Genomic DNA, 25220 nt, shown 5'->3' on the forward strand with positions numbered 1-25220 from the left:
GGTTTTAATAGAGAGAATTTAAATTTCCGAAATATTGTTGTATGCGGTGAAAGCCACATGTACAATTCCTAAAAGAGAAAAGTGGTGATAATAACGCTAACCTAATTAATAAACAAAGAAGAACATTACTTAAATACATCGGAAACATGAGTCAAACGATTTTTAACCGAAGTAAACATAATGCTATAAAATATTTGCCAACAAACGGCGATGAAAATATATGGAAAATGTCTATCAGCGGCGTAGGATTTCAATCTATTGACAAAAAAGATTCCTACCCCCTCAAAGGACATCCCATCGGATATACTTTTAATCCTGATCGCGGAAGAATTATTGACGAATTTGCGTTAGTCTATATCATAGAAGGAGAGGGAATCTTTTTTTCGACCTCCTGCCCGGAGAAGAAGATAGCAAAAGGCGATGCTTTTTTCCTCTTTCCCAGGCAATGGCATACTTATAAACCGTATAGCAATACTGGATGGGATGAATATTGGACGACATTTAAAGGTGATTATTTCGAAACTTTGTTAAATAATATCGTAAATAAAACGAATCCCATCTTTCATATAGGCATTAATGAACAAATAGTCAATAATTTCACTGAAATGATCGAATGTGCCAGAGGACAGAAAGCCGGCTTTCAATCGGTTTTGGCAGGAATCATTATGCACACAATCGGTTTGATTTATTCGATTAACAAGAATCAGGACTATGCATCGGTACATATGCAAAAAATTCAGGAGGCTTGTGTTCTGATGAGAGAGAATATCTATGATAAGTTCACCCCCGAGGACGTTGCCCGATCTATTAATATGAGCTATTCTAGTTTTCGCAAACTTTTCAAAGAATATACAGGTATTGCTCCTCACCAATACATGCTACAATTGAAGCTTAGCAAAATAAAAGATTTATTAAGCAGTACCGAACTGTCAATTCAGGACATTGCAATCAAACTCAACTTTGAATCGGCTGATTATTTTTCTTATTTTTTCAAAAGCAAAACAGGCATCAATCCGCTCTCTTATCGAAAAAACATCGAAAAGCAAAGAACTAAAAATACAAAAAAAGCAAAAATACATAACCAATTAAAGAGTTTAAACAGGGCAAACTTTTAGATTTATGTTCGCTCGGGTAGTTTTCCCAAATCCTCCGGACAGGTCATTTTATTTTCTTAACTTACCTAAAAAAAAGTAGATTTCTTTTGATATACCCTTGTTTTTCTTATTTTTGCCTATGAAGGTAATCGGTTCTTTGCCGATTACTCCCATCCTTAGTATTCAACAAATAATTAAAGATTTATGAAACTGAATTTTTTATTTCTTACAGCAGCTATAATATTAGCTTCCTGTACTCCAAAATCACCGGAGGGAGAATCTCCTGTAGCGAAAGAAGCCGACAAAAAGCAAATAGTGGCAGAAACCATATTGAATAGACACAGCATCCGTTCCTTCAAACCGGAACAGGTTCCGCAGGAGGTAATCGATACCCTGCTCCGAACGGCTATCAATGCACCAAGCGCCAACAACAAGCAACCATGGGAAATACGGGTAATCCAGAAGGTGGAAATCCTGGATAAAATAAAGGCATTGAATGCCGGCATTTTTCACAATTCCCCGACTGTAATCGTCATTGCCAAAGATAAAAACAATCCCTCTGCCGACTTGGATTGCGGCATATTGAGCCAAACCATCATGCTGGCAGCCGAATCGATGGACTTAGGGACTTGTCCCTTGGGAGGCCTGGGACGATTACTCACGACTCCCGAAGCGAAGGAGATAACCGACTCCCTGGAATTGCCCGAGGATTATGAAGTTATTCTTGCCATTTCATTAGGATACAAAAACGAAACGCCGGAAGCCAAACCTCGGGATGCTTCCAAAATCAAGTACATAAATTAGCTATTAATCGGACATAACAATGAAAAAAATCTGGTTCTTATCCTTCATTGTTCTCTTCGCCTCCTGTAACAACGCAGGAAAAACGGCCCAGGAAACTTCCGATAAAACAACATCCGACAGCGTACTCACAACGGATGTAAATATAAAAGATAAAACCTTCGAGGATTTGTTCAGGGAGATAACGCCCGAACAAATTCCCGAAAGTATTTTTAAACTGGTCGGTAAAGACAATACGGTGATTACATCAGGAACGGCAACTCATTTCAATTCGATGGTGGCCAGTGACGGAGGTGTCGGATTATTGATGGGTAAACCTGTTACTTTCTGCGGATTACGAGCCAGCAGATACACTCTGGAAATCATCTTGAAAGAGAAAACCTATACCATGACCTATTTTGAGGAAAAATATAGGGACCAATATATGATTTTCGGACAGAAATCAGGTCGTGATTCGAATAAAATGAAAGAATCGACCTTGACTCCGGTAGAGACGCCTTCAGGAAAAATATCGTATAAAGAGGCGAAACTTATTATCGAGTGTACGCTTGCTCAGACCCTAACTGTTGATCCGGAAGAATGTTACAGCGAAAAGAATAAAAACTTTTTTACAGAGGCTTATAAAGAAGTCGGAGCGTATCATAAAATTGTTTTTGGAGATATAACGAATGTCTGGATTAAAAAATGAAAAGAAATATACTGGCAATAGCGGTGATTGCATTGCTCACGGCATGTGGAGGCCATAAAACAACAGAAACTGAAATGAAAGAAGAAACAAGTAGCCCGTCGGACTTCTCCTTAAAGCCCAACGAGGTCATGGCGGGTATAAACCTGACTGTATCCGAAGGAAAAAGACTGATAGCGAAAGGCATCGCCCGCCATCCTCTGGTCAAACAGAAGTTGGACTCAGGTATCATTATCATTACCCGGGGGACGACCAATACCTATATTGCCGAAGAGTTAGCCCGCTTAAAAACGTCCCACGGCAGTTTCGTAACGGGCAATATGACTCCGGCGAAAGGGAAACAAGTGGACTTCGGGGCCGATAAAGTGCCCGAAATCATACTCGTAAATGGCAAGCAGGTTGAAATGAGCTACCCGGATGCATTAGCGGCCCTGAAGAAGGACGATATCGTGTTTAAGGGCGGTAACCTGTTGAATTATGAGAAAAAGCAGGCTGCAGTCACCGCCGCCGCCAAGGATGGCGGAACGGTCGGCAAACTGCAACCTTATACTTCCGGAGAAGGGCAAGGCCATCTGATCGTCCCGATCGGCTTGGAAAAAGAAGTGGGCGGAGACCTGAAGGAATACGAGGCCATCCTTTCGCAGGATGTAAAGAAAGTGAACTTCATTCCGAAAATTGTCGTTCACAAAAATGCGGAGATATTCACGGAGATAGAAGCGATCAAGCTGTTCGGCGACGTTAAGGTCGTTCCTTTCGCGTCCGGCGGCATTGCCGGCCGTGAAGGAGGCAAATCGCTGGCAATCTACGGAGATTCCCTCGAAGTGGATAAAGTCCTCGACATCGTATCCAGGATACAGGGCGAACCGTCCTTCATCGAATAGAAAAGACAGGCTCTTAGCTTAAAACTGCATTGGGAATGATTTCCACGTGCAGTTTTATTTTTTTTCCTTATCTTTGCCGTTGAATTTAAAAATACTCCAATGAGAATGAACAATTAATAGTTGGTTTATCAAACCGACACCTTTCGCCGCTTGAAATCTATTCGGTTTAACCGCCTGTATGCGCAGGCTCTATTAATTGTAAATTATGAGTATTATTATCAGTGATTTGACTTATCACTATCCAAACCAAGCCCCGTTGTTCAGCCATCTTAATTTCGCCGTAGGAAAAGAAGATAAAATCGCCGTCGTCGGTGATAACGGCGTAGGTAAATCGACCTTGCTCCGCCTTATGGCCGGCATCCTGCAACCGGCGGAAGGAAGCGTTTATTCGCCTTCCCGACCTTATTACATTCCGCAACACACCGGAACCCTCAACCAATCTGTCGCAGAAGCGTTACGGGTGAACCGGGAACTGACCGCATTGGAAGCGATTACCCAAGGAAGCCTGGATCCGGCCGATTATGATACGCTGGCTGACAACTGGGACATCGAGGCCAGATGCCGGGCGGCTTTGTCTTACTGGCAATTGTCAACCATCGGCTTTGATACGCCGATGGATACCTTGAGCGGCGGAGAAAAGACAAAAGTTTTCCTGGCCGGCTTAACCATCCATCATCCGGAAATCATCCTGTTGGACGAACCCTCCAACCATCTCGACCATACGGGAAGGAAGCTCCTATATCAATACATCGAGGAGAGTAAGGCTACCCTGGTAGTTGTCAGCCACGATATAACGCTACTCAACCTGCTACACTTCACTTATGAACTGTCCGGACAGGGCATGAAAGCGTACGGAGGAAATTATTTTTTTTATAAAGAACAGAAGGAAATTGAAGAGAATGCGTTAGATGCAACGATCGATTCGGAGGAGAAAAGACTCCGGTTAGCGCGCAAAAAAGCGCAGGAAGTCAAACAACGCCAAGAGAAACGACTGGCCAAAGGACAGAAAAACAAATCGGAAGTACCTCGCATCTTCAAGAAGACACTGACCAATTCGTCTGAAAATACAGCCTCCAGGCTTCAGAAGAAACAGGAAGAAATCATAGACGGCAACCAAACAAAAATAGCGGAACTAAGACAACAACGGGGTATCCTGAAGGAACTGAAAATAGACTTCGACAATGCGTCTCTCCACACCGGCAAACTGCTTGTCGAGGCCAAACAGATCAACTTTGCCTATCAAGCGGAAAAGGAATTATGGAAATCGCCACTCGATTTCCGTCTGTCCAGCAACGACAGGATCCATATCTTAGGCGATAACGGCACAGGCAAAACAACGCTCATCCGACTCCTCACAGGCGACCTCTGCCCTACCTCCGGCAAAATCTACCGGACGGACTTCAACCGGATTTATCTCGACCAGAATTATTCGGAGGTCGACGTAGATCTTACGGTCGCGGAACTTGCCGGAAGGCATAACCGCCAGCACCTGCCCGAACATGAAGTCCGCCTGAGGCTGCACCGCTTCCTGTTTCCAGCCAACAGTATAGACAAGCCGTGCAACCGGTTGAGCGGCGGGGAAAAAATGAGACTGTACCTTTGTTGTCTCATGATCAGCAATCAAACGCCCGACCTGATTATCCTGGACGAGCCCACCAACAACCTCGACCTCTCCAGTCTGGAAGTACTGAGCCGGACCATCAAAAATTACCGTGGCAGCCTGTTGGTCATCTCCCACGACAGCAGTTTCGTCGAGGAAATAGGTATTACCGGCAGTATTACCTTAGAATAGAAATACTCCATATCTGTTTCTCCCGGGGAAATAAAGATATCGGCCTCATCCGTCCGGTATAAATCTCCTCAAATTAAAGTCAGGGTAAAGCGATTAAAAAACGCATTCGTTTCCATTGACCGAAACATACGGGCATCCGGCAGAAAATATTCAACTTACATAATATCTTAGGTTTGCCCGGTAGAGTTCTGGCCTTTTTCGCCACCCTATTCGGCGCGAGCCTTCCCATAACCGATTATACCTGTTCATCAAGAAACGAAAGAAAAAAAGGATAGATAGGAACACCTTCCGCAAAGAGAGCGACAAAGTTGCTATGCAGGTAGCTGAAAAATGATTATATTGCGTCGTAAACCAACTCCATTATGAGATACCAATGAGACGGAAGGCTTTTCTTACCGATATATTTTGTTTCTGTTTACTTTTCCTGTGTAGTTTTTCCTGTGGTAATGCCCCGGAAAAACTATCCGGACTGGAACAGGCGGAGAAGATTATGAATCTTCATCCGGACAGCGCTTTACGCCTTCTGAAACGGATTCCCTCCCCCGAAAAACTCTCGAAAGAGGACTACGCCGCCTGGTGTTTACTGGTCACCCAAGCCGAAGACAAGAATTACATCAAACATACTTCTGATTCTTTGATCATCCGGGCACTTTCTTATTTTGAAAAACAAAAAGATCCTGAACGGAAGGCGAAAGCCCTGTTCTATGCCGGTCAGGTATACACCGATTTGAATCAACCGGAGAAAGCTGTCTCCTATTATCTCCAGGCGAAAAAGGTTCTGTCGAGGTCGATCGATTATACACTTCTCTACTTGGTTTGTTCCAATTTGGGCATGAACTATGCCTATCGTCCTGATATGGAAGACCAGGCTACATTCTGGTTAAAAGAAGCGCATGACTATGCAATCAAAGCAGACGACAGTTCATACATTGCCCATAGTTTATCGGAATTGGGACGCATTTACGGACAATACGAGAAATGGGACAGCGTTGCTTATTTTTATCAGGAGGCCATGCGGATTGCAGCCGAAAGCCATAATTGGAGGGAATATGCCATAGCGAAAGGGGAAATATCAAAAGCCTTTCTACATCTGGGAAAGCAGGAACAAGCAATTAGGTCCTTACGTGAAGAAAAAACAATACGCATCAAATATAATTTGGGATATCTACCCCAAACGAATTTATCTTTAGGAAATACCTTCCGGCAAATGGGAAAGTCCGATTCGGCAATCTATTATTTAAAAAAATCTCTTCAAACGGATAATATTTACACCTTGCGGGCTGCCTACCGGTATTTATATAATTTGGAAAAGAAGAAGAAGAATTACAAGGCGGCAATCGATTATAATGAGCTTTATATTGCTTATGCCGATTCCATCCAACAGATTTCCCATCAGAAAGAATTGTTGGAGATACTGGGAAAGTACAATCATGAGAAGTTGCTCAATGCCAACAACGAATTGAAAATAGAAAAAGATAAATTGACCAAGGGGGTATTGCTTATTTTGCTCTTTGCCATTCTTCTCTTTGCGTTCTACCAGCGTAAATTGTTCCGAAAAGAGCAATATATCCATCGGATTGAAAAGAAGATACAGGATTATTCCACCGATTTATATAAAAATGAAGCGATTATCCGGCGTAATCAGGAACTGATAGAATCTCTTTCTTTTCAACTGGAAGAAGGACATGAGGCGGATGAACGCCGGACAGAGATAGCGGAGATACAGCGGAAAAACGAGCGGTTGCAACAGGAAAATAACGAAATGCAGGAAAAAATACAGATGTATCTTCGCTCCTTGCAGATCAAGGAGACGGATAATGTAAAGGCCATGGAAACTATAGCTGCACAGATCACTACACTCTTGCGTCGTGAAAAGCAGCTAACCTGCCTGTTGGAAGAACGATTAGAGGCCATAAAGGACCTCCGCTCCGGAATTCACCGGATAGAAGATGAACAGTGGCCGGAGATAATAAAAGCCGTCGACCTGATTTATGATAACTTCACGGAGCGACTACAAGCCGTCATTCCGGCTCTTTCTTCTAATGACATACAATATTGTTGCCTGATAAAATTGCGTTTTCCTCTTTCTATTATTGCCTCTTTGATGATGGTCTCGCCTGCCTCCGTCACCAAACGGAAGCAGCGGCTTCGTGAACGGATTAGCAGGTGCTCACCCTCTCTTCTTGAAAATAAGCAATCGATTGAAACTTTCCTCTGGGAATTTTAAGTAATTTTCTTCCGGATCTCTCCCCGATACGCTACTTACGGAAGGCAAGGTAAAATGCTTGTCCACTTCTAAGTGGGTCTATTTTTTATCAAACACATTATTATCAATATATTGTCACTTTCGTTTTCTTGAAATTTGTCCACTATTTGTCCACCTGAAAAATGAATAAGAAATAAAAATTGTCTATATTTTTATCTCGTATCATTTACTTGTCAATAAGGTAAAATACATATCACTTTATTCACTTATAAATATAATATATGCATATGAAAAGTACTATTCAAAATTTTCTATGGGTAGGTTTCATTTCCCTACTTGGCTTTTGTGGAGTTATCAATCAGAATTTATCCGCAAAAACAATGGATTCCGAAGATGTGGAATTTGACAAAGGAGAGTGGAGAGAAGGTAGTAAATCTTCTTTTCCCACCATTTCTCTACGAGCTTGGATCGACGGTACGCAGCTCTTTATACAGAGTACAACCCAACGTTCGGACATAACCATTCGTATATCTAAAGATGGCTTTATTATTTATGAAGAAACTGTTCCAAGATCGGAAACCAAATTGATTATAATTGATTTGAGTCAATTCGGGGCAGGAGATTATCGGTTGGAATTGGAAAATCAATGGGGAGATTACTTGAGCGGATATTTTATGATTTCTTTGTGATAAAGGGATAGCACTTTTATGCAAAGACGTTATTTGTTAATTTGTTATACATTAAATGTTTTAATAAAGAATACCAATGGATTTAAAAATGATGTTAAATATAAGCAATGCCTGAAGCTATAAGAAGGCCTAATATTAAACTAATATGAAAAAGATTATTATCCCTGTATTGTGTCTGATCTTGGGTGCATGTTCCAGTGAATCAGACCTGGACGTTTTGGGTACAAACGTGGAGAACTCAAAGGAAATTACAGTATTTAATTCGGAGTTAAATCTTCAGGTAACGAAAGTTAATGATGTTTTAACTTTTGAAAATGAGGCGGCGTTTAAGGATGCCGTCACAAAATTGGCCTCCTACCAAGAAGTAAACATAAGCAAGTTGAAGTTAATGCCATATACAAGTGACAATGTAAATGTATATAATGACATTATAGATTCTGCTGAAGATATAACTTTAAAAGACGATGGATTTCATTCCATCTATGATGATTTTGTAAATGCGATGAATGAAGCTGAGGAGTATTATGATAGTCCCGGTGGTTATGAGGAATTTAAGAAGAAATATTCAATGCTTTATTTTCCTGAAGAAGGAGACGATTATTCAGCATATTTGCCTGTTAGCAATAAGAATATTGCGAAGCTATTAAATTCAAAAGGAGAAGTTATAATTAATGGGAAAGTCGTTAATCTTACAGATATCCACTCTTATAAGCAATTAATAGATTTAGGAATAGCTCCAATTGAGGAAAATTATACAACTCTTACAACCAAAGCAACTACGGATTATCCACTAAATAAGCTTCCAGAAGTAAGATGTAATGATCGTAAACTTTGGGTAAATACCCATGTGCGTCCAGGTACTTCTCCAGGAGTCTTACAGGAGATCCAGATTGAGGTTTGTTTCAGAAAAAAAGGATTTTTAGGCGCATGGTATAATTACAGTTCTGAAACTATATTGGGATGGGAACCTGGTGCAACTTACCATAAATCGGGTTATTCTTCGCATGATTATTTGTGGGCGAGAATATATGATAATGGGGTACCAGTTCCATTTACTGGTTTGATGTATGTGCAATTCCAAGGTTTCGGTGCCGAGTGTGGTGCTACTAAATATTATTTTAGAGTCGATTTGTAACAAAAAGAATAAGGGGGTAGATTTAGGTTTGTCTATCCTCTTTTATGCAATCTATTTTTGTATATTCGCTTGATTTATTTAGCCCAATACGTGTTCTTACAGTTTGCAGGCGAATGAAAGCCTTTGAAAAACGATCGATAAAGGTATGGAATTTTTTTATAAGTCTATAATAATATGGAAAACAGTTAAAAATATGAGAAAGAAATTATTGGTTTTACTTACGGTTTTCTGTGCTTTGTCATTACATGTGCAGGGCCAGATCGAGTCCGGCCTTGTCGTCGGTGTGGGGCTAGGTAGCCTGAATACGGATATAAATCCGTCAACCCAAGAAAAAATAAAATTTAGCGAGGTCGATTATAAATCTAATTTTTCTATTGGTTACCGTTTTCGTATCCGTCCGGCTGAAGTGCTTCCTTTATTCGTCGACTTAGATGCGAATCTGGGAATCAAATCATGGCACTCTTCCTACAGTAATTCATTGTCTGAACCTCCTCTTTACGAAGCTTCTTCACAATATTATTTCCTCTCCGCCGGCGGGACAGCCAATTATCCTATCTATAAAGCATGGAGCATCGGTGCAGGCATAGAACCTACTTACTATTTTAAACAGGACGGTGAAAGCAGTAATAATGAATTTGACGTACCGCTTGTCGGTAAACTGGCCTATCATTTCAAGCTTTTCGAGCTTGGTATAAGCTATAAGTACGGCCTGATGAATACAATAAAGACAGACTATATTAAATCAGGAAAATTCCGGGATTGGCAATTGTCGATATGGATTCCGTTCTAACTTGTCAACCAAATGAGATTGGAATTTTTCGGATACTGCTTTATCTTTCTTTTTTTTATCTCATGTTCTGTGGATTATGAAATAGGAGAATCTTTCGTAAAAGAGCAACAGCGTATTGTTGTCAACGGTTATTTAAGTCCCGGTAAGCCCATTCAAATCCATTTGTATGAATTAATGGATTCTGGAGGCAGTTATATCGTTAAAGGATTAACCGGTTCACATGTTGTACTCAGGGAAAACGGCATAATCCTGTTTGATGCTATCTGTCCGGATTCCATTTTTGTAATGCAGTACAATCCCCAAGCAGGGGCCACTTATTCCATTGAGGTTATCCATGAAGGATTGCAGACGGTAAAAGCACAGACCGGCATCCCGGATGCAATCCATTGCCGGGCGAGCTTTTTTTCCGGGAAGGAATATTGGGATACATCCCAATACATTGTTAAGCTGGACTCTTTCGAGTGGCCTCAAAATGAAGGAACGTATCTTTGGATAACGGCCTATCAGTTGTTTGAAAACGGAAAGGTCGTCCAGTATAATGAACTGTACACGAATAATGTATTGGTGGATAAATTAAATAGTGTAGCGGGTATGGGAGCTAAGAATGAAACCGTGGGTTCCATCTATTACAACGGATTCCTCCGGATCAAGAACAAGAACATCCCACATCTTACCGAACTTCTTTTAACGCCTAATTATGTGGCGGACGGGAGTAATTATAACCCGGAAGGTTCGCAAAACGGAATCCGGATCAAATTGATGACGGCAAGCTCCGAGTATGATAAATACAATAAAAGCCTGTATGAGCAAAAATACAGGATTGTGTATGATGAAGATATTTCATCGGTATTCTACCAGCCGAACGGAGTTTACACGAATGTGGAGAACGGGTTAGGCATATTTGCCGGTATGAATGAAGTAAACTTTGTGTTCGGGTTGCCTGTAGATGATCATTGAGAAGATGAAGGGAAATTTGTTTACGCTGTTTTGCCTCACAAGCCTGTCCGTCTCTGCCCAACTGACGGTTCGTGATTCAGCCTTCAAAGAGCCGATACTTCTGGAAGAAGTCGTGGTAAAAGCAAGAAGTAAGAATATCGACAGTCGCGGCCTGGGAAACATGCGGATTAATATCAGGCAATTGCAACTCTCTCCTTTATTTTTCGGGGAGCGGGATGTCATAAAAACACTACAATTTCTTCCCGGCGTATCAGCAGGAATGGAAGGCTCTTCCCGATTAAATATCCGGGGAGGAACGAACGACCAAACACTTTATCTGATGGACGATGTCCCGGTATATAACCAAAACCACACATTCGGATTGTTCTCCATTTTTAATTCTGACGCCCTCCGTTCCGTAGATTTATACAAGGGAGGCATTCCTGCCCCGTATGGAGACAAACTTTCCGGCGTAGTCTCCGTCGATTTGAAAGAAGGCGATTTCAAAAAGTATCATCATTCGGCATCCCTGGGTATTCTGGCAGGCAGTATTGCTTCCGAAGGCCCTATCGTCGAAGACCGGTTAAGTTATCTCATTACCGGGAGGCGTTCTTTCCTCGATTTGCTGTACAATGGCTTTATGGAACTTTCCGGTGAAGGAAGCGGAGGAAATGCCATGATCTCCTTTTATGATTTAAACGGGAAACTGGCTTGGAAAATAAACGATAAAAACAATTTGACTTGGCAACTTTATTCCGGCTATGACGATTTATACGGGATGAATCATGAGAAGGATGATTTTACAAAAGAAAAGTATAAGGAGAAATATGGTTATGGATGGAATACATTCATGACCTCACTCCGAAGTAAATCTCAATTAAGCGCCAACCTATCCTTATCAGGTAAGATTTATTATACAAGCCTGAATAATTTCAATTATTACAGGAATAAACAGGAAGCCCCGGGATTCAGCCAAAAAATGGAAAATGGAAATTCTTCCTTACTAACTGAAATCGGCGGAGGAATATCTTTTACGCATCAAATAAAACACGATCATACAGTTTATTATGGAACGGAAGGAGCCTATCAGCTTTATACGCCGGACTACACGTTTCGGTTGGTTGATAGGAAACAAATTGAATATAATACGGATCGTTTAAAACTATTCAAGGCATCCGCTTATCTTTATGATGAGTTAAAATACAAACAATGGCTTTTCAGCTTGGGTTTTCGTGCTTCTCTATATGATAACCGGGAAGTTCGTAAATTCGTTTGGGAGCCACGGATAAAAGCAAACACGTTTGTAAATGAAAAAAACAAACTCATGTTGGCTTATGACCGCATGTTCCAGCCCATACATACAGTGAATGAAATGGATTACAATTCAAAAACGGATTACTGGATTCCTTTTCAAGAGAATATTTTACCTCGATCCGACCAATTCTCCATCGGCTGGAAAAATTATACAAACTCCAATTTCAGCTTTTCGCTCGAAGGCTATTATAAATCTATGTGGAATCTTCTCTTGATAAAAGATTTGGAATACTATCTGGATTCACACACGGACTACGAACAGGGTAAGGGAAGTTCGGCCGGCATGGAGTTAATGGCGGAATATTCAGGGAATAGGATCTCAGCATGGGCATCCTACACATTATCCAAGTCGAGGCGTTCATTTGGGAGTAAAACCTATCCTTTTAAATATGATACTCCGCATGACCTGTCTGTTTTTGCCGGTTATATAGTTCGTAAAAAGCCGAAGAATCGCCATACATTTTCTATACAACTTCAATACAATACCGGATATCCGTATTATGTGCCGGAAATTACGTATCCGGGGATGGGACTACCGACTCTTCCCAGCGGCTACAGCGAGGCGGATCAGATCTTTTCCGTCGATTATATTCCCCAATATCCCAATATCCGGTTGAACGACTATTTCCGTTTGGATGCCAATTATACCATTGAAAAGGAACTCAAACACGGAAGCCTTACCTGGCAGTTTTCATTGTTGAACGTAACAAACAGGGAAAATCCGTATGCCGTATACCGGAAAAATGGAAAATATAAAGCATTTATCCTGATTCCGATGATGCCTTCCATCTCCATAAAAAGAAGTTTCTAATTGCCTGAACTCAATTTCATTTCATCCACTCATAAATAATCCGGTGAAAAATATTTTTTGATATATTATCTAAAACTCAGTTTAATGGTTTTGCAAAACATAAAAAAATAATTCACTTTTTGTTTTTCTGTGTAATTCCTTATTAATAATTGGTTATTTGTATATTATTAACTATATTCGTTTTATTTATATTGAGTGTTGTTGTAATTTCAAAATAAAAAATAAGAAAAAGAGATTTTAAATAAAGCTATTTATTAACCTATAAAAAAATAAACAAATAAAAAATCACAAAGAAAAATTTAGATGAATTGGCCAGAACGATGTCTGTTATTTCATATTCAGAATTAATGAATTTTGTTGATGAGAGTACACTATAGCAGTATTTAGTTTGGTAGGGTCCTCAGATATGCTCCCTCCTTACGACCACATTGATTGAAGACAATACCGGATTGTTCCCTCTGTTCATTCAGATAATCTATACAAGAAGCTTCATTAGGGAAACGTTGCATGAAATCAGAATATTCATAATGTTTCTTTTTGATTTTACACTATAAATATATTGTAATTCAGCAAAATACGAATTTATATAAATTCATTTGCATAATGTTAAATATTTAACAGACACTATGCGGATAATCATTTTATAATTTATCATTATGGAAAAATTGTTGATCGTTTTTATTTATACATTGTTCGCAGAGGGAATATTTTCTCAGGAAGGTGATCATATAAACGGAGGTCGTTTTCTAAAAACAATCGNCCCGGGATTCAGCCAAAAAATGGAAAATGGAAATTCTTCCTTACTAACTGAAATCGGCGGAGGAATATCTTTTACGCATCAAATAAAACACGATCATACAGTTTATTATGGAACGGAAGGAGCCTATCAGCTTTATACGCCGGACTACACGTTTCGGTTGGTTGATAGGAAACAAATTGAATATAATACGGATCGTTTAAAACTATTCAAGGCATCCGCTTATCTTTATGATGAGTTAAAATACAAACAATGGCTTTTCAGCTTGGGTTTTCGTGCTTCTCTATATGATAACCGGGAAGTTCGTAAATTCGTTTGGGAGCCACGGATAAAAGCAAACACGTTTGTAAATGAAAAAAACAAACTCATGTTGGCTTATGACCGCATGTTCCAGCCCATACATACAGTGAATGAAATGGATTACAATTCAAAAACGGATTACTGGATTCCTTTTCAAGAGAATATTTTACCTCGATCCGACCAATTCTCCATCGGCTGGAAAAATTATACAAACTCCAATTTCAGCTTTTCGCTCGAAGGCTATTATAAATCTATGTGGAATCTTCTCTTGATAAAAGATTTGGAATACTATCTGGATTCACACACGGACTACGAACAGGGTAAGGGAAGTTCGGCCGGCATGGAGTTAATGGCGGAATATTCAGGGAATAGGATCTCAGCATGGGCATCCTACACATTATCCAAGTCGAGGCGTTCATTTGGGAGTAAAACCTATCCTTTTAAATATGATACTCCGCATGACCTGTCTGTTTTTGCCGGTTATATAGTTCGTAAAAAGCCGAAGAATCGCCATACATTTTCTATACAACTTCAATACAATACCGGATATCCGTATTATGTGCCGGAAATTACGTATCCGGGGATGGGACTACCGACTCTTCCCAGCGGCTACAGCGAGGCGGATCAGATCTTTTCCGTCGATTATATTCCCCAATATCCCAATATCCGGTTGAACGACTATTTCCGTTTGGATGCCAATTATACCATTGAAAAGGAACTCAAACACGGAAGCCTTACCTGGCAGTTTTCATTGTTGAACGTAACAAACAGGGAAAATCCGTATGCCGTATACCGGAAAAATGGAAAATATAAAGCATTTATCCTGATTCCGATGATGCCTTCCATCTCCATAAAAAGAAGTTTCTAATTGCATACTCATTCTAATAAGGGAATCAAAAGCATCAACCCTTTTTTAATTCAGTTGCAACAAAAAAATCATATCAAGCAAGGAGGAGGAAATTGCCCGAACTCAATTTCATTCCATCCACTTATAAATAATCCGGTTAAAAGTCTTTTTTTGAATAAAGGTAAAATGCTTGTCCACTTACGGACGAGTTTATTTCGCTTAAATCGCTAATATCACATGAATTACGTTTTTAGAAATCCAAAATTTGTCCACCTTTAAAATTGTGCTGATTCTTTAAATTAATTATTTACCAAGAGTATTGTTTTAGGATGTCACGAATAATTTACTATCTTGCGTCATAAATTGACTGCTTATTAGCTACAAATGGGACTGAAAACATTTCTATATGATTTGTTTTTTCTGTGTTTACTTGGTTTTTACACCTTTTCTTGCCGTGAAAGTCCGGAAAAGCCATCCGGATTGGTACAGGCGGAAAAGATTATGGATCTTCATCCGGACAGCGCTTTACGCCTTCTGAAACGGATTCCCTCCCCCGAAAAACTCTCGAAAGAGAACTACGCCACCTGGTGTTTACTGGTCACCCAAGCCGAAGACAAAAATTACATCAAACATACTTCCGACTCTTTAATCATCCGGGCACTTTCCTATTTTGAAAAACAAAAAGATCCTGAAAGGAAGGCGAAAGCCCTGTTCTATGCCGGCCAGGTATACACCGATTTGAATCAACCGGAGAAAGCCGTCTCCTATTATCTCCAGGCCAGGGAATTTACTGAGACAACTGATTATCATTTTCTCTCACAGATTTGTTCTAATTTGGGAATGAACTATGCTTATCGTTCCGAATTAAAAGATCAGGCAAAACCATGGTTAAAAGAGGCTTATAACTATGCGGTCCAATCGAAAGATAGTTCTTCGATCTCCCGCTGCTTATCGGATTTGGGACGTGTCTATGGACAGTATGAAGAATGGGACAGTGTGGCCTATTTTTATCAGGAAGCAATGAAGATAGCGGCAGAGAGTCAAAATTACCGGGAATATGCGATTGCGAAAGGGGAAATTTCACGAGCTTACATACGTTTGGGAAAATCCAGGCAAGCGATTGAATCCCTGCAAGAAGCAAAAACGGTTCGCATCAAATACAATTTAGGGCATCTGGCCCAAGCGGATTTATCCTTGGGGGATATTTACCGGCGTATAGGAAACAATGATTCGGCAGTCTACTATTTAAAGAAAGCATTAGAAGCGGATAATATCTACACTCTTTGGTCGGCTTATTGGTATTTATATAATCTGGAAAAAATGAGGAAAGATTACAAGGCGGCAATCGATTACAATGAGCTATATCTCACTTATGCCGATTCTATTCAACACATTACACACCAAAAGGAATTGTTGGAGATACAGAAAAAATACGATCATGAGAAGTTACTCAATGTCAATAATCAATTGATAATGGAAAAAGATAAATTGACAAAAGGAACATTGCTTGTCTTTCTCTTTGCGATCTGCCTCTTTGCGTTCTACCAGCGTAAATTATTCAGGAAAGAGCAATATATCCGTCGGATTGAAAAGAAAATACAAGACTATTCCGCTGAGGTATATAAAAATGAAATGATTATCCAGCATAACAAGGAACTGATAGAATCTCTTTCCTTCCAACAGGAAGAAGGATCTGAAGCGGACGAACATTGGATAGAGATAGCGGAAATGCAGCGAAAAAACGATCGGTTGCAACAGGAGAACAAGGAATTACAAGAAAAGATACAGGCGCATCTTCATTCCTTACAAATCAAGGAGGCCGATAATGCAAAGATCATGGAATCTGTAGCGGCACGGACAACTACATTCTTACGTCGTGAAAAACAGCTAACCAGCCTGTTGGAAGAAAGATTAGAAGCCTTAAAGGACCTTAGGTCTGGAATCCACCGGATAGAAGAAGAGCAATGGGTGGAGATCATAAAGTCGGTCAATCTATTATATGATAATTTTACCGAACGGTTACAGGTAGCGTTTCCCACGCTTTCTCCGGTTGATATACAATACTGCTGCCTGATCAAGTTGCGATTACCTTTGTCGGTCATTGCTACCCTGATGTCGGTAGCTCCCGCCTCCGTGACCAAAAGGAAACAACGGATCCGTGACCATATCAACGAACAATCTTTCCATTTTCTTGCGGACAAACGATCGGTCGAAACTTTCCTCTGGGAATTTTAATCCTTTCAAATGCACATTTTGGACGGCCTGGTAAAATGGTTGTCCACTTGCAGGCAGGTCTGTTTTTAATTAAACATTTTGTAATTAGCTTATTAATATTTCAAACTCTTTGAAATTTGTCCACTTTTTGTCCACCTGAAAAATGAATAAGAAATAAAAATTGTCTATATTTTTATCTCGTATCATTTACCTGTTAATAAGGTAAAATACATATTGCTTTATTCACTTATAAATATATATGCATATGAAAAGTACTATTCAACATTTTCTATGGGTAGGCTTCATCTCCCTACTTAGTTTTTGTGGAGTAATAAATCAGAGTCTGTCGGCAAGGACAATGGACTCCAAAGATGTGGAATTTGAAAAAGGCTCCTGGAGTGAAGACCATCAGTCGCGTTCTTCTCTTTTCACCTACCCTCTACGAGCTTGGATAAATGGTTCTCAACTTTTTATTCAAAGTAATACCCAACGGTCGGATATAACGGTACGTATCTCTAAAGAGGCTTCGGTCATTTATGAAGAAACCGTTCCAAGAACGGAGACTCAACTAATTATCATCGATCTGAGCCAAAATGGATCAGGTAATTATCAATTAGAATTGGAAAATCAGTGGGGAGATTACCTAAGGGGATCTTTCACTATCGAATAACTTAATTATTTATCTCGTTCAATAGGAAAGCTAATGTTTACTTAAAGAATTAGTTGTTGTAAAATAGAATTTTAATAATTAACTTAAAAATTCAGATTATGGAAAAAACATTTAAATTTGTACTATTTGTTGCATTAATTTCATTTTTATCTTGTAATAATGAAAACGAGTTCGTAAAACCAGATATACAACAAATTAAGGATTTTGAATTGGTGAATTTAAAAGATTTTACGGGTACGAAATCAACTCTTAAGACAGCCGTTCAACAAGAGCAATTTGTTCTTAGGTTTAAAGATGAAGCTGCTTATGAAAAAGTTATTGGAGAACTACAAAAAATGTCTAAAAAAGAACGATTGATTTGGGGAACGAACTTGGAGGAATTTAATTCTCTTCAAAAAATCTATGAACAGGCGATGAAAGATATTGAGAATGTTGATGAAACGGAAGTATCCTATATGACCTTTAAGGAGAAATATGATCGATATCTTTATTTTCCCATGTATAAGGAGGATATGGGATTTTATATACCTATGATTGAGCAAGAAAAAGCGATTATTGCAAATGCTGACGGATTAATTATTATAGGTGACGAAGTGAAGAATCTGAAAAATATCACATCTTATTCAGATTTACAGATAACTGGACAAGCATATTATACTCCAGGAAAAATGATATCAACGAGAGCAACTGCTTATGGTAGTATTAATAGTGACTTTATAGGAGAGGAAATTGATTCTGGGTGGTTTAAGGATAAAGACGGCGATAGAAAGTTAAGATTTAAAATTGGTCGCAAAAGCAATAAAGGAAATATAAATCCGATACCACCAGATTTTTCGAACCCATATGGTACACCGGGATTTAATTTTAAGATGAATTTAAAACTGGAAATTTCATTCAGAAAGAAAACGTGGCTTGGATGGGTTAATTATTCCAGCGAAACAAAAACTAATATGCAATTTATAATCGAGGGTAAAACGTATGTATACATCCATAATGAAGAAGGTGCTTCTTCCCATGACTGGATGGATGCAAATTCTCTCCCTTGGGGATTTTCAGGACAATACGCAACAGATGGTCATCGTCTTTTTTATACAAACGCCATAGATGCAAGTTTTAGTACTTTTTATAGAGCCTTTGACACTCCTGATGGATCTTCCATTATTAGATGGTCATGTACACTCCCTTTTACATATTTTGTTGAATAGATATTACTGCTGATGCGTTAAAAACTTGAGCTAAATAAATCTAATTATCAATTAATTACAGACAAAATAAAAATATTAATGTATCACTACTAAATAAATATTATGAATAAAAGAGTCTTTGTTTTTCTATTATTTTTATTTCCCGCATTACCCGGTTATAGCCAGGTATCCTGGCATGCAAAAGCCGGTATGAATTTCAGCCGGGTTAGCGGTTGGAAAAATTCCGATCTGAAACCGGGATACCAATTCGGAGTAGGCTTGGATCATTATTTTAATGATCACTGGGGATTACAGCCGTCATTGATGTTGATTAGTAAGGGTTACAAAGCATCGGGAATCCGTTATATTGTAAATGGCCATGTTGAATATGGAGAACAGCCAGAGAATATTGATTTTGAACCTTATGCAAGCTACAAAATGACGGAAAACCGTATTTACTTTGAAATACCTGTTATGCTTACCTACCGCTTCAATATTTCTAATAATATAAAATTGGTAATAAGTGGAGGCGGATATGCCGGTTATGGAATCGGTGGGAAACTTAAAGAAGATGATACTTTATTTAAAGATGGAATAACAAGAAAGACCAAAACAAATACTTTTTATTCTGGAGGTGGCCCGGAAAGGTTTGATACAGGTATTGCTGCAGGCACTACTTTGGAATACAACAACAAATATACCTTAGGATTAATCGGAGAATGGGGATTGAAATCAACTCTCGGAGACTATTTGAAGAATCAGACTTACGGCTTGAATATAGGATATAAGTTTTAAGGTTGGCCAAGTCTTACACTTACAATGGGCGTTGGAGAATTATACGTATCAGAACGGATACCTGACGGAGATAAAGGTGGCCAGAACAGAATCTTCCGGCTTGTCATACCAAACTTCCATGGAAGTTACAGGCGGAGAATGCTTTCGGGCAACCGACACTGGTCTACTCCGGATTTATTATTACTCCCCATATAACCCGTACTTATCATATGATGGCTACGGACTTCCTACGGGCCGCAAGGCGGTCACTTCCTCCGGGACGGTAATACAGGATTTCGGAACGCTGTTCGATCCGGCAACGGGCAATCTGAAAGCCCGGGGAGACAATAAGTACGGCAAGTTCGAGCAGCTCCGCTATGACGAATTAAACCGGCTTACCGACGTCTATGCAGCCACTTCGTTGACTTCCGGCGCTGCATCGGATCCGTCAAGCACATATAGTTACCATGCCAACGGGAACTTGGCTTCCCGGAGCGATGCGGGAACCTTCTCTTATGGGGGAGCCAAGCCGTATGCTGTGACAGGGATCGACTTGAGCGGGAACGCCATTCCGACCCAACTACAGCAGGCAACCTATACGTCCTTTGAACGGCCGGCAACCCTAACGGAGAACAACTACGCCGCCTCCTTTACCTATAACGGTTCGGGAGAAAGAACAAATATGGAGATCAAGCAATACAATAATAGCCAACTTCTCCGTTATTACTTAAACGGCAGTTATGAAGTCGACCTGACTCCGGCGGGAGAAAAGGCAAGGCTTTACTTCGGAGGAGACGCTTATTCGGCTCCGAAAGTAAGTTTGTCCACTTGCCGACAGCACCTGAAGGAGTTAACATTCTTGTTATAAGTGAAATAAAAAAATCCGAGCAGGCGATTTTGTCCACATTGAAAAGTTGTCCGACATAAAAAATTACTATACTTTTATAGCGGTCTTTGATCGATACATCGCCGGTATTTTGTATGAATTTGTAATTATAGACTGGGCGAAAGGTGAAAGACTATTGTAGTTAATAAATAAAACCTGTTAAATCATTTATTAGTCCGTTATGAATAAAAACGACATGAAAACGTTACTCACCCTGCTTTTATCCATTACCATTCTATCCCTGATTTCCTGTGCGCCGAAGGTTCGTACAAGCCTTGCACAAACAGCGAATTATTCAGCTCTTCCTTTTAATGAAGAGGTCTACGTATTTGAAAAAGAAGATTCCCTCCCTCCTATTATACAGGAACTTGGCGAAATCAAAATCTCGGATTCCGGCTTTACGACTCAATGCTCTTATGAGCAGGTACTCGAACGTGCAAAGATTGAAGCCCGTAAGGCGGGAGGAAATACATTGGTTATCACGGAACATAAGTTGCCCGGCTTTGCGAGTAGCTGCCATCGGATTGTCGCCAGGCTTCTGAAAACGGAGATAGACTCCGCTTTTATCAAAAACAGGAATGCCTCAACGATCGAAGGAGCCGACTATGCCCTGCTCTATGTCTACCGGTATGGCGGAACCGGGGCGTTAATCAGCTATGACCTACATCTGGGAGACTCCACCATCTGCCGGGTAAAAACGAATTCGGCCGATACGATCCGGATCACCCAAGAGGGGAAAACAACCCTCTGGGCATCGACTGAAGCCAGAGAGGAGCTTCCGATTGAAATAAAGAAGGGGAATGAATATTATATCCGGTGCGGCCTTTCATTGGGAGTGCTTGTCGGCCGCCCTTCAATCGAACAGGTTGGACGCGAATATGGGAAACAGGAATTTGACGCAATTATTTTAAAGAAAAAGAAAAAATGAGAATAGGCTTACTATTCGGCGTTTTATGCCTGCTATCCATCGGATTAGCAAACGCCCAGGATTTATTGGTGACTACCGGGGGAGACTCCCTGAATTGTAAAATAACCAAGGAAGATGACCAGTATCTTTATTTCAGTTTTAAGCAGGAAGGAGAACCAAAAGAAACGCTGATCACCCGGAAGGATGTTGTGTCTTACCAACGGGCGTATTTTGCGCAACCCGACTTATCTGCGGAAGAAATAGAAAAGGTGAAAGCAAAAGTATTTAAACCGGTAAAATTGGGTTTAGCCGGTGGATGGGGCTACAGGACGGGGAAGTTAGTGAGTGATAATCCGGAGCAGAAAGATTACCTGAAAGGCTTAAAATCCGGTTTTCAGCTAAGCGCGGACTTCGACTATTACTTTAACGACCTCTTCGGGATTGGTTTGAAATACGCCCTTTTCCGGGCATCAGCCAACGGAAGGGTTATGGGTACGCAAATGGAAGATAAGACGACGACCCAGTTTATCGGCCCTACTTTCGCCATGCGATTCCTCAGTTTTTCAAAGAAAAACGCTTTTATCATGAATTATTCGGCTGGATACCTATCATACCTGGATAAAGGAAGCAGCAGCGGCAGGTCCGGGAAACTGACGGCCGGCACATTCGGCTTGGTTATGGATTTGGGCTATGAGGCAGGCCTGTCGGAAAATCTGGCGATCCTTTTCCAACTATCGGCCGTAGTCGGAACGTTCTCGAGCTATACTTTCGAAGAACAGGGCTATTCACAAAAAGTCACCTTGCCGGATGACGAAAGAGAAAACCTATCCCGGATAGACCTCTCGATCGGTCTCCGTTTTAATCCGTAAAACGGAAGAATAGCACAACCAGTAATAAAAAAGGCAGGTTTTCTTGCAAAACCCGCCTTTTAGTTATTCTATAAAAGAATCTTATTTTACTCTTTTGTAGCCATAGACAGCAACTAAATAAATCTAATAATCAATTAATTACAGACAAAATAAAAATATTAATGCGTCACTACTTAAGCGGAGGAGGATATGCCGGTTATGGAATCGGCGGGAAACTTAAAGAAGACAATACTTTATTTAAAGATGGGATAACAAGAAAGACCAAAACAAATACTTTTTATTCTGGAGATGGCCCGGAAAGGTTTGATACAGGTATTGCTGCGGGCACTACTTTGGAATACAACAACAAATATACCTTAGGATTAATCGGAGAATGGGGATTGAAACCAACTCTCGGAGACTATTTGAAGAATCAGACTTACGGCTTGAATATAGGATATAAGTTTTAAGGTTGGCCAAGTCTTACACTTACAATGGGCGTTGGAGAATTATACGTATCAGAACGGGTACCTGACGGAGATAAAGGTGGCCAGAACAGAATCTTCCGGCTTGTCATACCAAACTTCCATATGAAAGTTAGAAGCGGAGAACGCTTTCGGGCGACCGACCCAAGTATCCACCGGTCCTTTGACCCGTACCTATACGTATGACGGCACGCTAACAATTGCACTCATATTATAAAATAGAACCGTTATAGTTGAGAGTTATAACACTGATAATCCAAAATACATATATGTACTTGAGCGGGGGCTTACGAAGTGAAAGAGGTTTTAAATATTATTAAGCAATATCAGGGACTTAACTCGTCATTTCATGTTATGTTTTCCGGTTTCATTTGTCTTAATTTATAGGATGGAAAAGGAGCGTTTTAAGACAGAGGTGTCGCCGTTACAGAAAAAGTTGGCGGGTTATGCCCGTCGACTGCTGGATAATCCGCAGGATGTGGAAGATGCGATTCAGGAGGTATTCCTTAAATTATGGAATATCCGGAGAGAACTGGATCGTTACCATAGCGTGGAGGCGCTTGCCATCCGAATGACCAGAAACGTATGTTTAAATCGATTAAACGCATCCCGGTTGCATGGGGAAGTGCCGCTTTCCAACTCGGTTTCCCAGTTGAGTTGCGAAGAAAATCCATACATGATATTAGAGAAAAAAGATGAAATAAACCATCTGGAGCATATCATGGGAAAACTTTCCGGACTCCAGCAAGTCATTCTCCGGATGAAACATGTAGACGGTTTGGAAATAAGGGAAATTGCCGAATTAACCGGCAGTACGCCGGAAAATGTACGGGTCAATCTTTCACGGGCCCGGAAGAAAGTGAAAGAACTGTTCTTAAAAATATAACAAGATGCAATCAAATGACTGTCAACAAATAGAAAAACTATTGGAACGTTTCTTCGAAGGAGAAACATCTAACGCGGAAGAACAGGAATTGTACAAATTCTTTGCGCGTAAGAATTTGCCGGAATATTGGAAACCCTACCGACCCCTTTTCGACTATTTCGAAACAGGCATTGCCTGTGAAACAACCGGTATGGGGAAAGTTAAGCCCGTACGTAAAATCTTTTCTGCCCAATATTATCTGATTGCAGGTCTTGTGATCGCCGCTTCCCTATTATTGATTCTGGTTTTGAATAACCGAGGGGAAATGAAATCGGACGATTTTAACCCATATGCCGGCAGCTATAGGGTCAGGAATGGAGTACGTACGGAGATTCCAGAAAAGATTGCCCGCCAATTATACGAAGAACGTATCGCCAATTACAACAGCCGGCAGCTTCGTGATATTACGGAAAAACGACTGGGAAAAGAGATAGAGATGGAAAAACTGGAACAACATATCAATCAAATAGAAAAAAAATACATGGACAAATTAAAACAGACAGAATGATGAAAACAAAACGTATTATTTTAGCTATCGTCCTATCACTCTCAATGGCAGGCGTAGTAGGCAGCTTAAAAGCACAGGAAAATCTGAATGCTCTGATGAAAAAATGTGAAACGGCACAAAATGTGAATGTAGAAGCCCTCTTCGAAAAAAATCCGAAGACCAAAAAGCCGACAAGGAATATGACAACTGTGACCTTTTTTGTAAAAGATAATTCTAAACTACAGGATGAATTTCTGGAAGCTTTCCAAAAAGACCGGAATGCGGCTTATAAAGTGATCGAAGATAAGAAAAACGGGAAAATCATTCCCTCGTTTTACCGATTCGCTGCTGGTACCACCGATATTACCTATACTTTCGAAATAGAAAAGAATGGTAGTATTAGCGTCACCCGTATCGAGCGCTTCGATTTCGACTATGATAAGCAGTTCGGATAATAAGTAACTGTTTAAATTTTCCGAAAGCATTTTAAGAAAGACAATTTCGTTATTTGTTTGCCCTGTTTTTATGCATTTGCTCCCATCTTGGGATCAATCGGAGAATGGGGATTGAAACCAACTCTCGGAGACTATTTGAAGAATCAGACCTACGGCCTAACTTTGGAATATAAATTTTAAGACATTCCGTTCCGAAACAGGTTGATTCCTTTAGCCTGACTTCAGGACAGGATCTTTGTTCCCGGACGACAGCTATTTTAGAGTCGATTTGTAACAAAAAGAATAAGGGAAGTTCGGCCGGCATGGAGTTAATGGCGGAATATTCAGGGAACAGGATCTCAGCATGG

22 protein-coding genes and 1 pseudogene are annotated in these 25220 nt (G+C 40.2%); 22 read left to right on the top strand and 1 reads right to left on the bottom strand.

Annotated features, from left to right (window positions below; all coding sequences use genetic code 11):
* Positions 1–146: 146 nt before the first annotated feature.
* The 11 genes from BQ8014_RS15355 (at position 147) to BQ8014_RS15405 (ending at position 13134) form a co-directional block, all read left to right on the top strand.
* Positions 147–1115: an AraC family transcriptional regulator gene (locus BQ8014_RS15355; RefSeq protein WP_080905120.1), complete on the top strand. Its 969-nt coding sequence runs from the start codon at positions 147–149 to the stop codon at positions 1113–1115.
* A 183-nt stretch (positions 1116–1298) separates the two neighbouring features.
* Positions 1299–1898 (top strand): nitroreductase family protein, encoded by a 600-nt coding sequence (locus BQ8014_RS15360; RefSeq protein ID WP_080905121.1) that lies wholly within the window; start codon positions 1299–1301, stop codon positions 1896–1898.
* A 19-nt stretch (positions 1899–1917) separates the two neighbouring features.
* A complete protein-coding gene (locus BQ8014_RS15365) occupies positions 1918–2583 on the top strand; it encodes a flavin reductase (protein WP_080905122.1) in 666 nt (221 codons plus the stop codon).
* Positions 2580–3461 (top strand): hypothetical protein, encoded by an 882-nt coding sequence (locus BQ8014_RS15370; RefSeq protein ID WP_080905123.1) that lies wholly within the window; start codon positions 2580–2582, stop codon positions 3459–3461. The genes BQ8014_RS15365 and BQ8014_RS15370 overlap by 4 nt, the downstream gene beginning before the upstream one ends.
* A gap of 205 nt (positions 3462–3666) precedes the next feature.
* Positions 3667–5253, top strand: a complete 1587-nt coding sequence (locus tag BQ8014_RS15375) for an ABC-F family ATP-binding cassette domain-containing protein (RefSeq protein WP_080905124.1) — start codon at positions 3667–3669, stop codon at positions 5251–5253.
* Positions 5254–5626: 373 nt separating this feature from the next.
* Positions 5627–7480: a tetratricopeptide repeat protein gene (locus BQ8014_RS15380; protein ID WP_080905125.1), complete on the top strand. Its 1854-nt coding sequence runs from the start codon at positions 5627–5629 to the stop codon at positions 7478–7480.
* A gap of 266 nt (positions 7481–7746) precedes the next feature.
* Positions 7747–8148 (top strand): DUF3244 domain-containing protein, encoded by a 402-nt coding sequence (locus BQ8014_RS15385; RefSeq protein WP_160150103.1) that lies wholly within the window; start codon positions 7747–7749, stop codon positions 8146–8148.
* Positions 8149–8293: 145 nt separating this feature from the next.
* Entirely contained in the window at positions 8294–9283 is a 990-nt protein-coding gene (locus BQ8014_RS15390; protein ID WP_080905127.1) for a DUF4848 domain-containing protein, read from the top strand.
* A gap of 193 nt (positions 9284–9476) precedes the next feature.
* Positions 9477–10073 (top strand): outer membrane beta-barrel protein, encoded by a 597-nt coding sequence (locus tag BQ8014_RS15395; protein WP_160150104.1) that lies wholly within the window; start codon positions 9477–9479, stop codon positions 10071–10073.
* 69 nt (positions 10074–10142) lie between these two features.
* Positions 10143–11030: a DUF4249 domain-containing protein gene (locus tag BQ8014_RS15400; protein WP_160150105.1), complete on the top strand. Its 888-nt coding sequence runs from the start codon at positions 10143–10145 to the stop codon at positions 11028–11030.
* A gap of 4 nt (positions 11031–11034) precedes the next feature.
* Positions 11035–13134 carry a TonB-dependent receptor plug domain-containing protein gene (locus BQ8014_RS15405; RefSeq protein ID WP_160150106.1) on the top strand — a complete coding sequence of 700 codons (2100 nt, stop codon included), beginning with the start codon at positions 11035–11037 and terminating at the stop codon, positions 13132–13134.
* Between the two features lie 413 nt (positions 13135–13547).
* Here the strand turns inward: BQ8014_RS15405 and BQ8014_RS20115 are convergent.
* Positions 13548–13643 (bottom strand): annotated as a pseudogene (locus BQ8014_RS20115) (IS1595 family transposase); the annotation flags it as partial.
* A gap of 1779 nt (positions 13644–15422) precedes the next feature.
* Here BQ8014_RS20115 and BQ8014_RS15415 point away from each other — a divergent pair.
* The 11 genes from BQ8014_RS15415 to BQ8014_RS15465 all read left to right on the top strand — a co-directional run bounded on the left by BQ8014_RS15415 (position 15423) and on the right by BQ8014_RS15465 (position 24873).
* Positions 15423–17273 carry a tetratricopeptide repeat protein gene (locus BQ8014_RS15415; protein WP_080905132.1) on the top strand — a complete coding sequence of 617 codons (1851 nt, stop codon included), beginning with the start codon at positions 15423–15425 and terminating at the stop codon, positions 17271–17273.
* A gap of 244 nt (positions 17274–17517) precedes the next feature.
* Entirely contained in the window at positions 17518–17922 is a 405-nt protein-coding gene (locus tag BQ8014_RS15420; protein ID WP_160150107.1) for a DUF3244 domain-containing protein, read from the top strand.
* 98 nt (positions 17923–18020) lie between these two features.
* Positions 18021–19127, top strand: coding sequence for a DUF4848 domain-containing protein (locus tag BQ8014_RS15425; protein WP_080905134.1), 1107 nt, complete (start codon positions 18021–18023; stop codon positions 19125–19127).
* A 102-nt stretch (positions 19128–19229) separates the two neighbouring features.
* A complete protein-coding gene (locus BQ8014_RS15430) occupies positions 19230–19901 on the top strand; it encodes a porin family protein (protein WP_080905135.1) in 672 nt (223 codons plus the stop codon).
* A gap of 31 nt (positions 19902–19932) precedes the next feature.
* Positions 19933–20748 (top strand): hypothetical protein, encoded by an 816-nt coding sequence (locus BQ8014_RS15435; protein ID WP_080905136.1) that lies wholly within the window; start codon positions 19933–19935, stop codon positions 20746–20748.
* 199 nt (positions 20749–20947) lie between these two features.
* The gene (locus BQ8014_RS15440) at positions 20948–21694 is read left to right on the top strand and encodes a hypothetical protein (protein ID WP_080905137.1); all 747 of its coding nucleotides are present in this window, start codon (positions 20948–20950) and stop codon (positions 21692–21694) included.
* On the top strand, positions 21691–22542 hold the full coding sequence (locus tag BQ8014_RS15445; protein WP_080905138.1) for a hypothetical protein: 852 nt from the start codon (positions 21691–21693) through the stop codon (positions 22540–22542). The genes BQ8014_RS15440 and BQ8014_RS15445 overlap by 4 nt, the downstream gene beginning before the upstream one ends.
* A gap of 161 nt (positions 22543–22703) precedes the next feature.
* Positions 22704–22991 (top strand): hypothetical protein, encoded by a 288-nt coding sequence (locus BQ8014_RS15450; RefSeq protein WP_080905139.1) that lies wholly within the window; start codon positions 22704–22706, stop codon positions 22989–22991.
* A 403-nt stretch (positions 22992–23394) separates the two neighbouring features.
* Positions 23395–23892, top strand: coding sequence for an RNA polymerase sigma factor (locus BQ8014_RS15455; protein WP_080905140.1), 498 nt, complete (start codon positions 23395–23397; stop codon positions 23890–23892).
* Positions 23893–23896: 4 nt separating this feature from the next.
* Positions 23897–24439 carry a hypothetical protein gene (locus tag BQ8014_RS15460; RefSeq protein ID WP_080905141.1) on the top strand — a complete coding sequence of 181 codons (543 nt, stop codon included), beginning with the start codon at positions 23897–23899 and terminating at the stop codon, positions 24437–24439.
* Entirely contained in the window at positions 24436–24873 is a 438-nt protein-coding gene (locus BQ8014_RS15465) for a DUF5024 domain-containing protein (RefSeq protein ID WP_080905142.1), read from the top strand. Before BQ8014_RS15460 ends, BQ8014_RS15465 begins: the two co-directional genes overlap by 4 nt.
* Positions 24874–25220: the final 347 nt, after the last annotated feature.

It is taken from the genome of Parabacteroides sp. Marseille-P3160 (genome assembly GCF_900162725.1).
In the GTDB taxonomy this organism is placed as follows: domain Bacteria; phylum Bacteroidota; class Bacteroidia; order Bacteroidales; family Tannerellaceae; genus Marseille-P3160.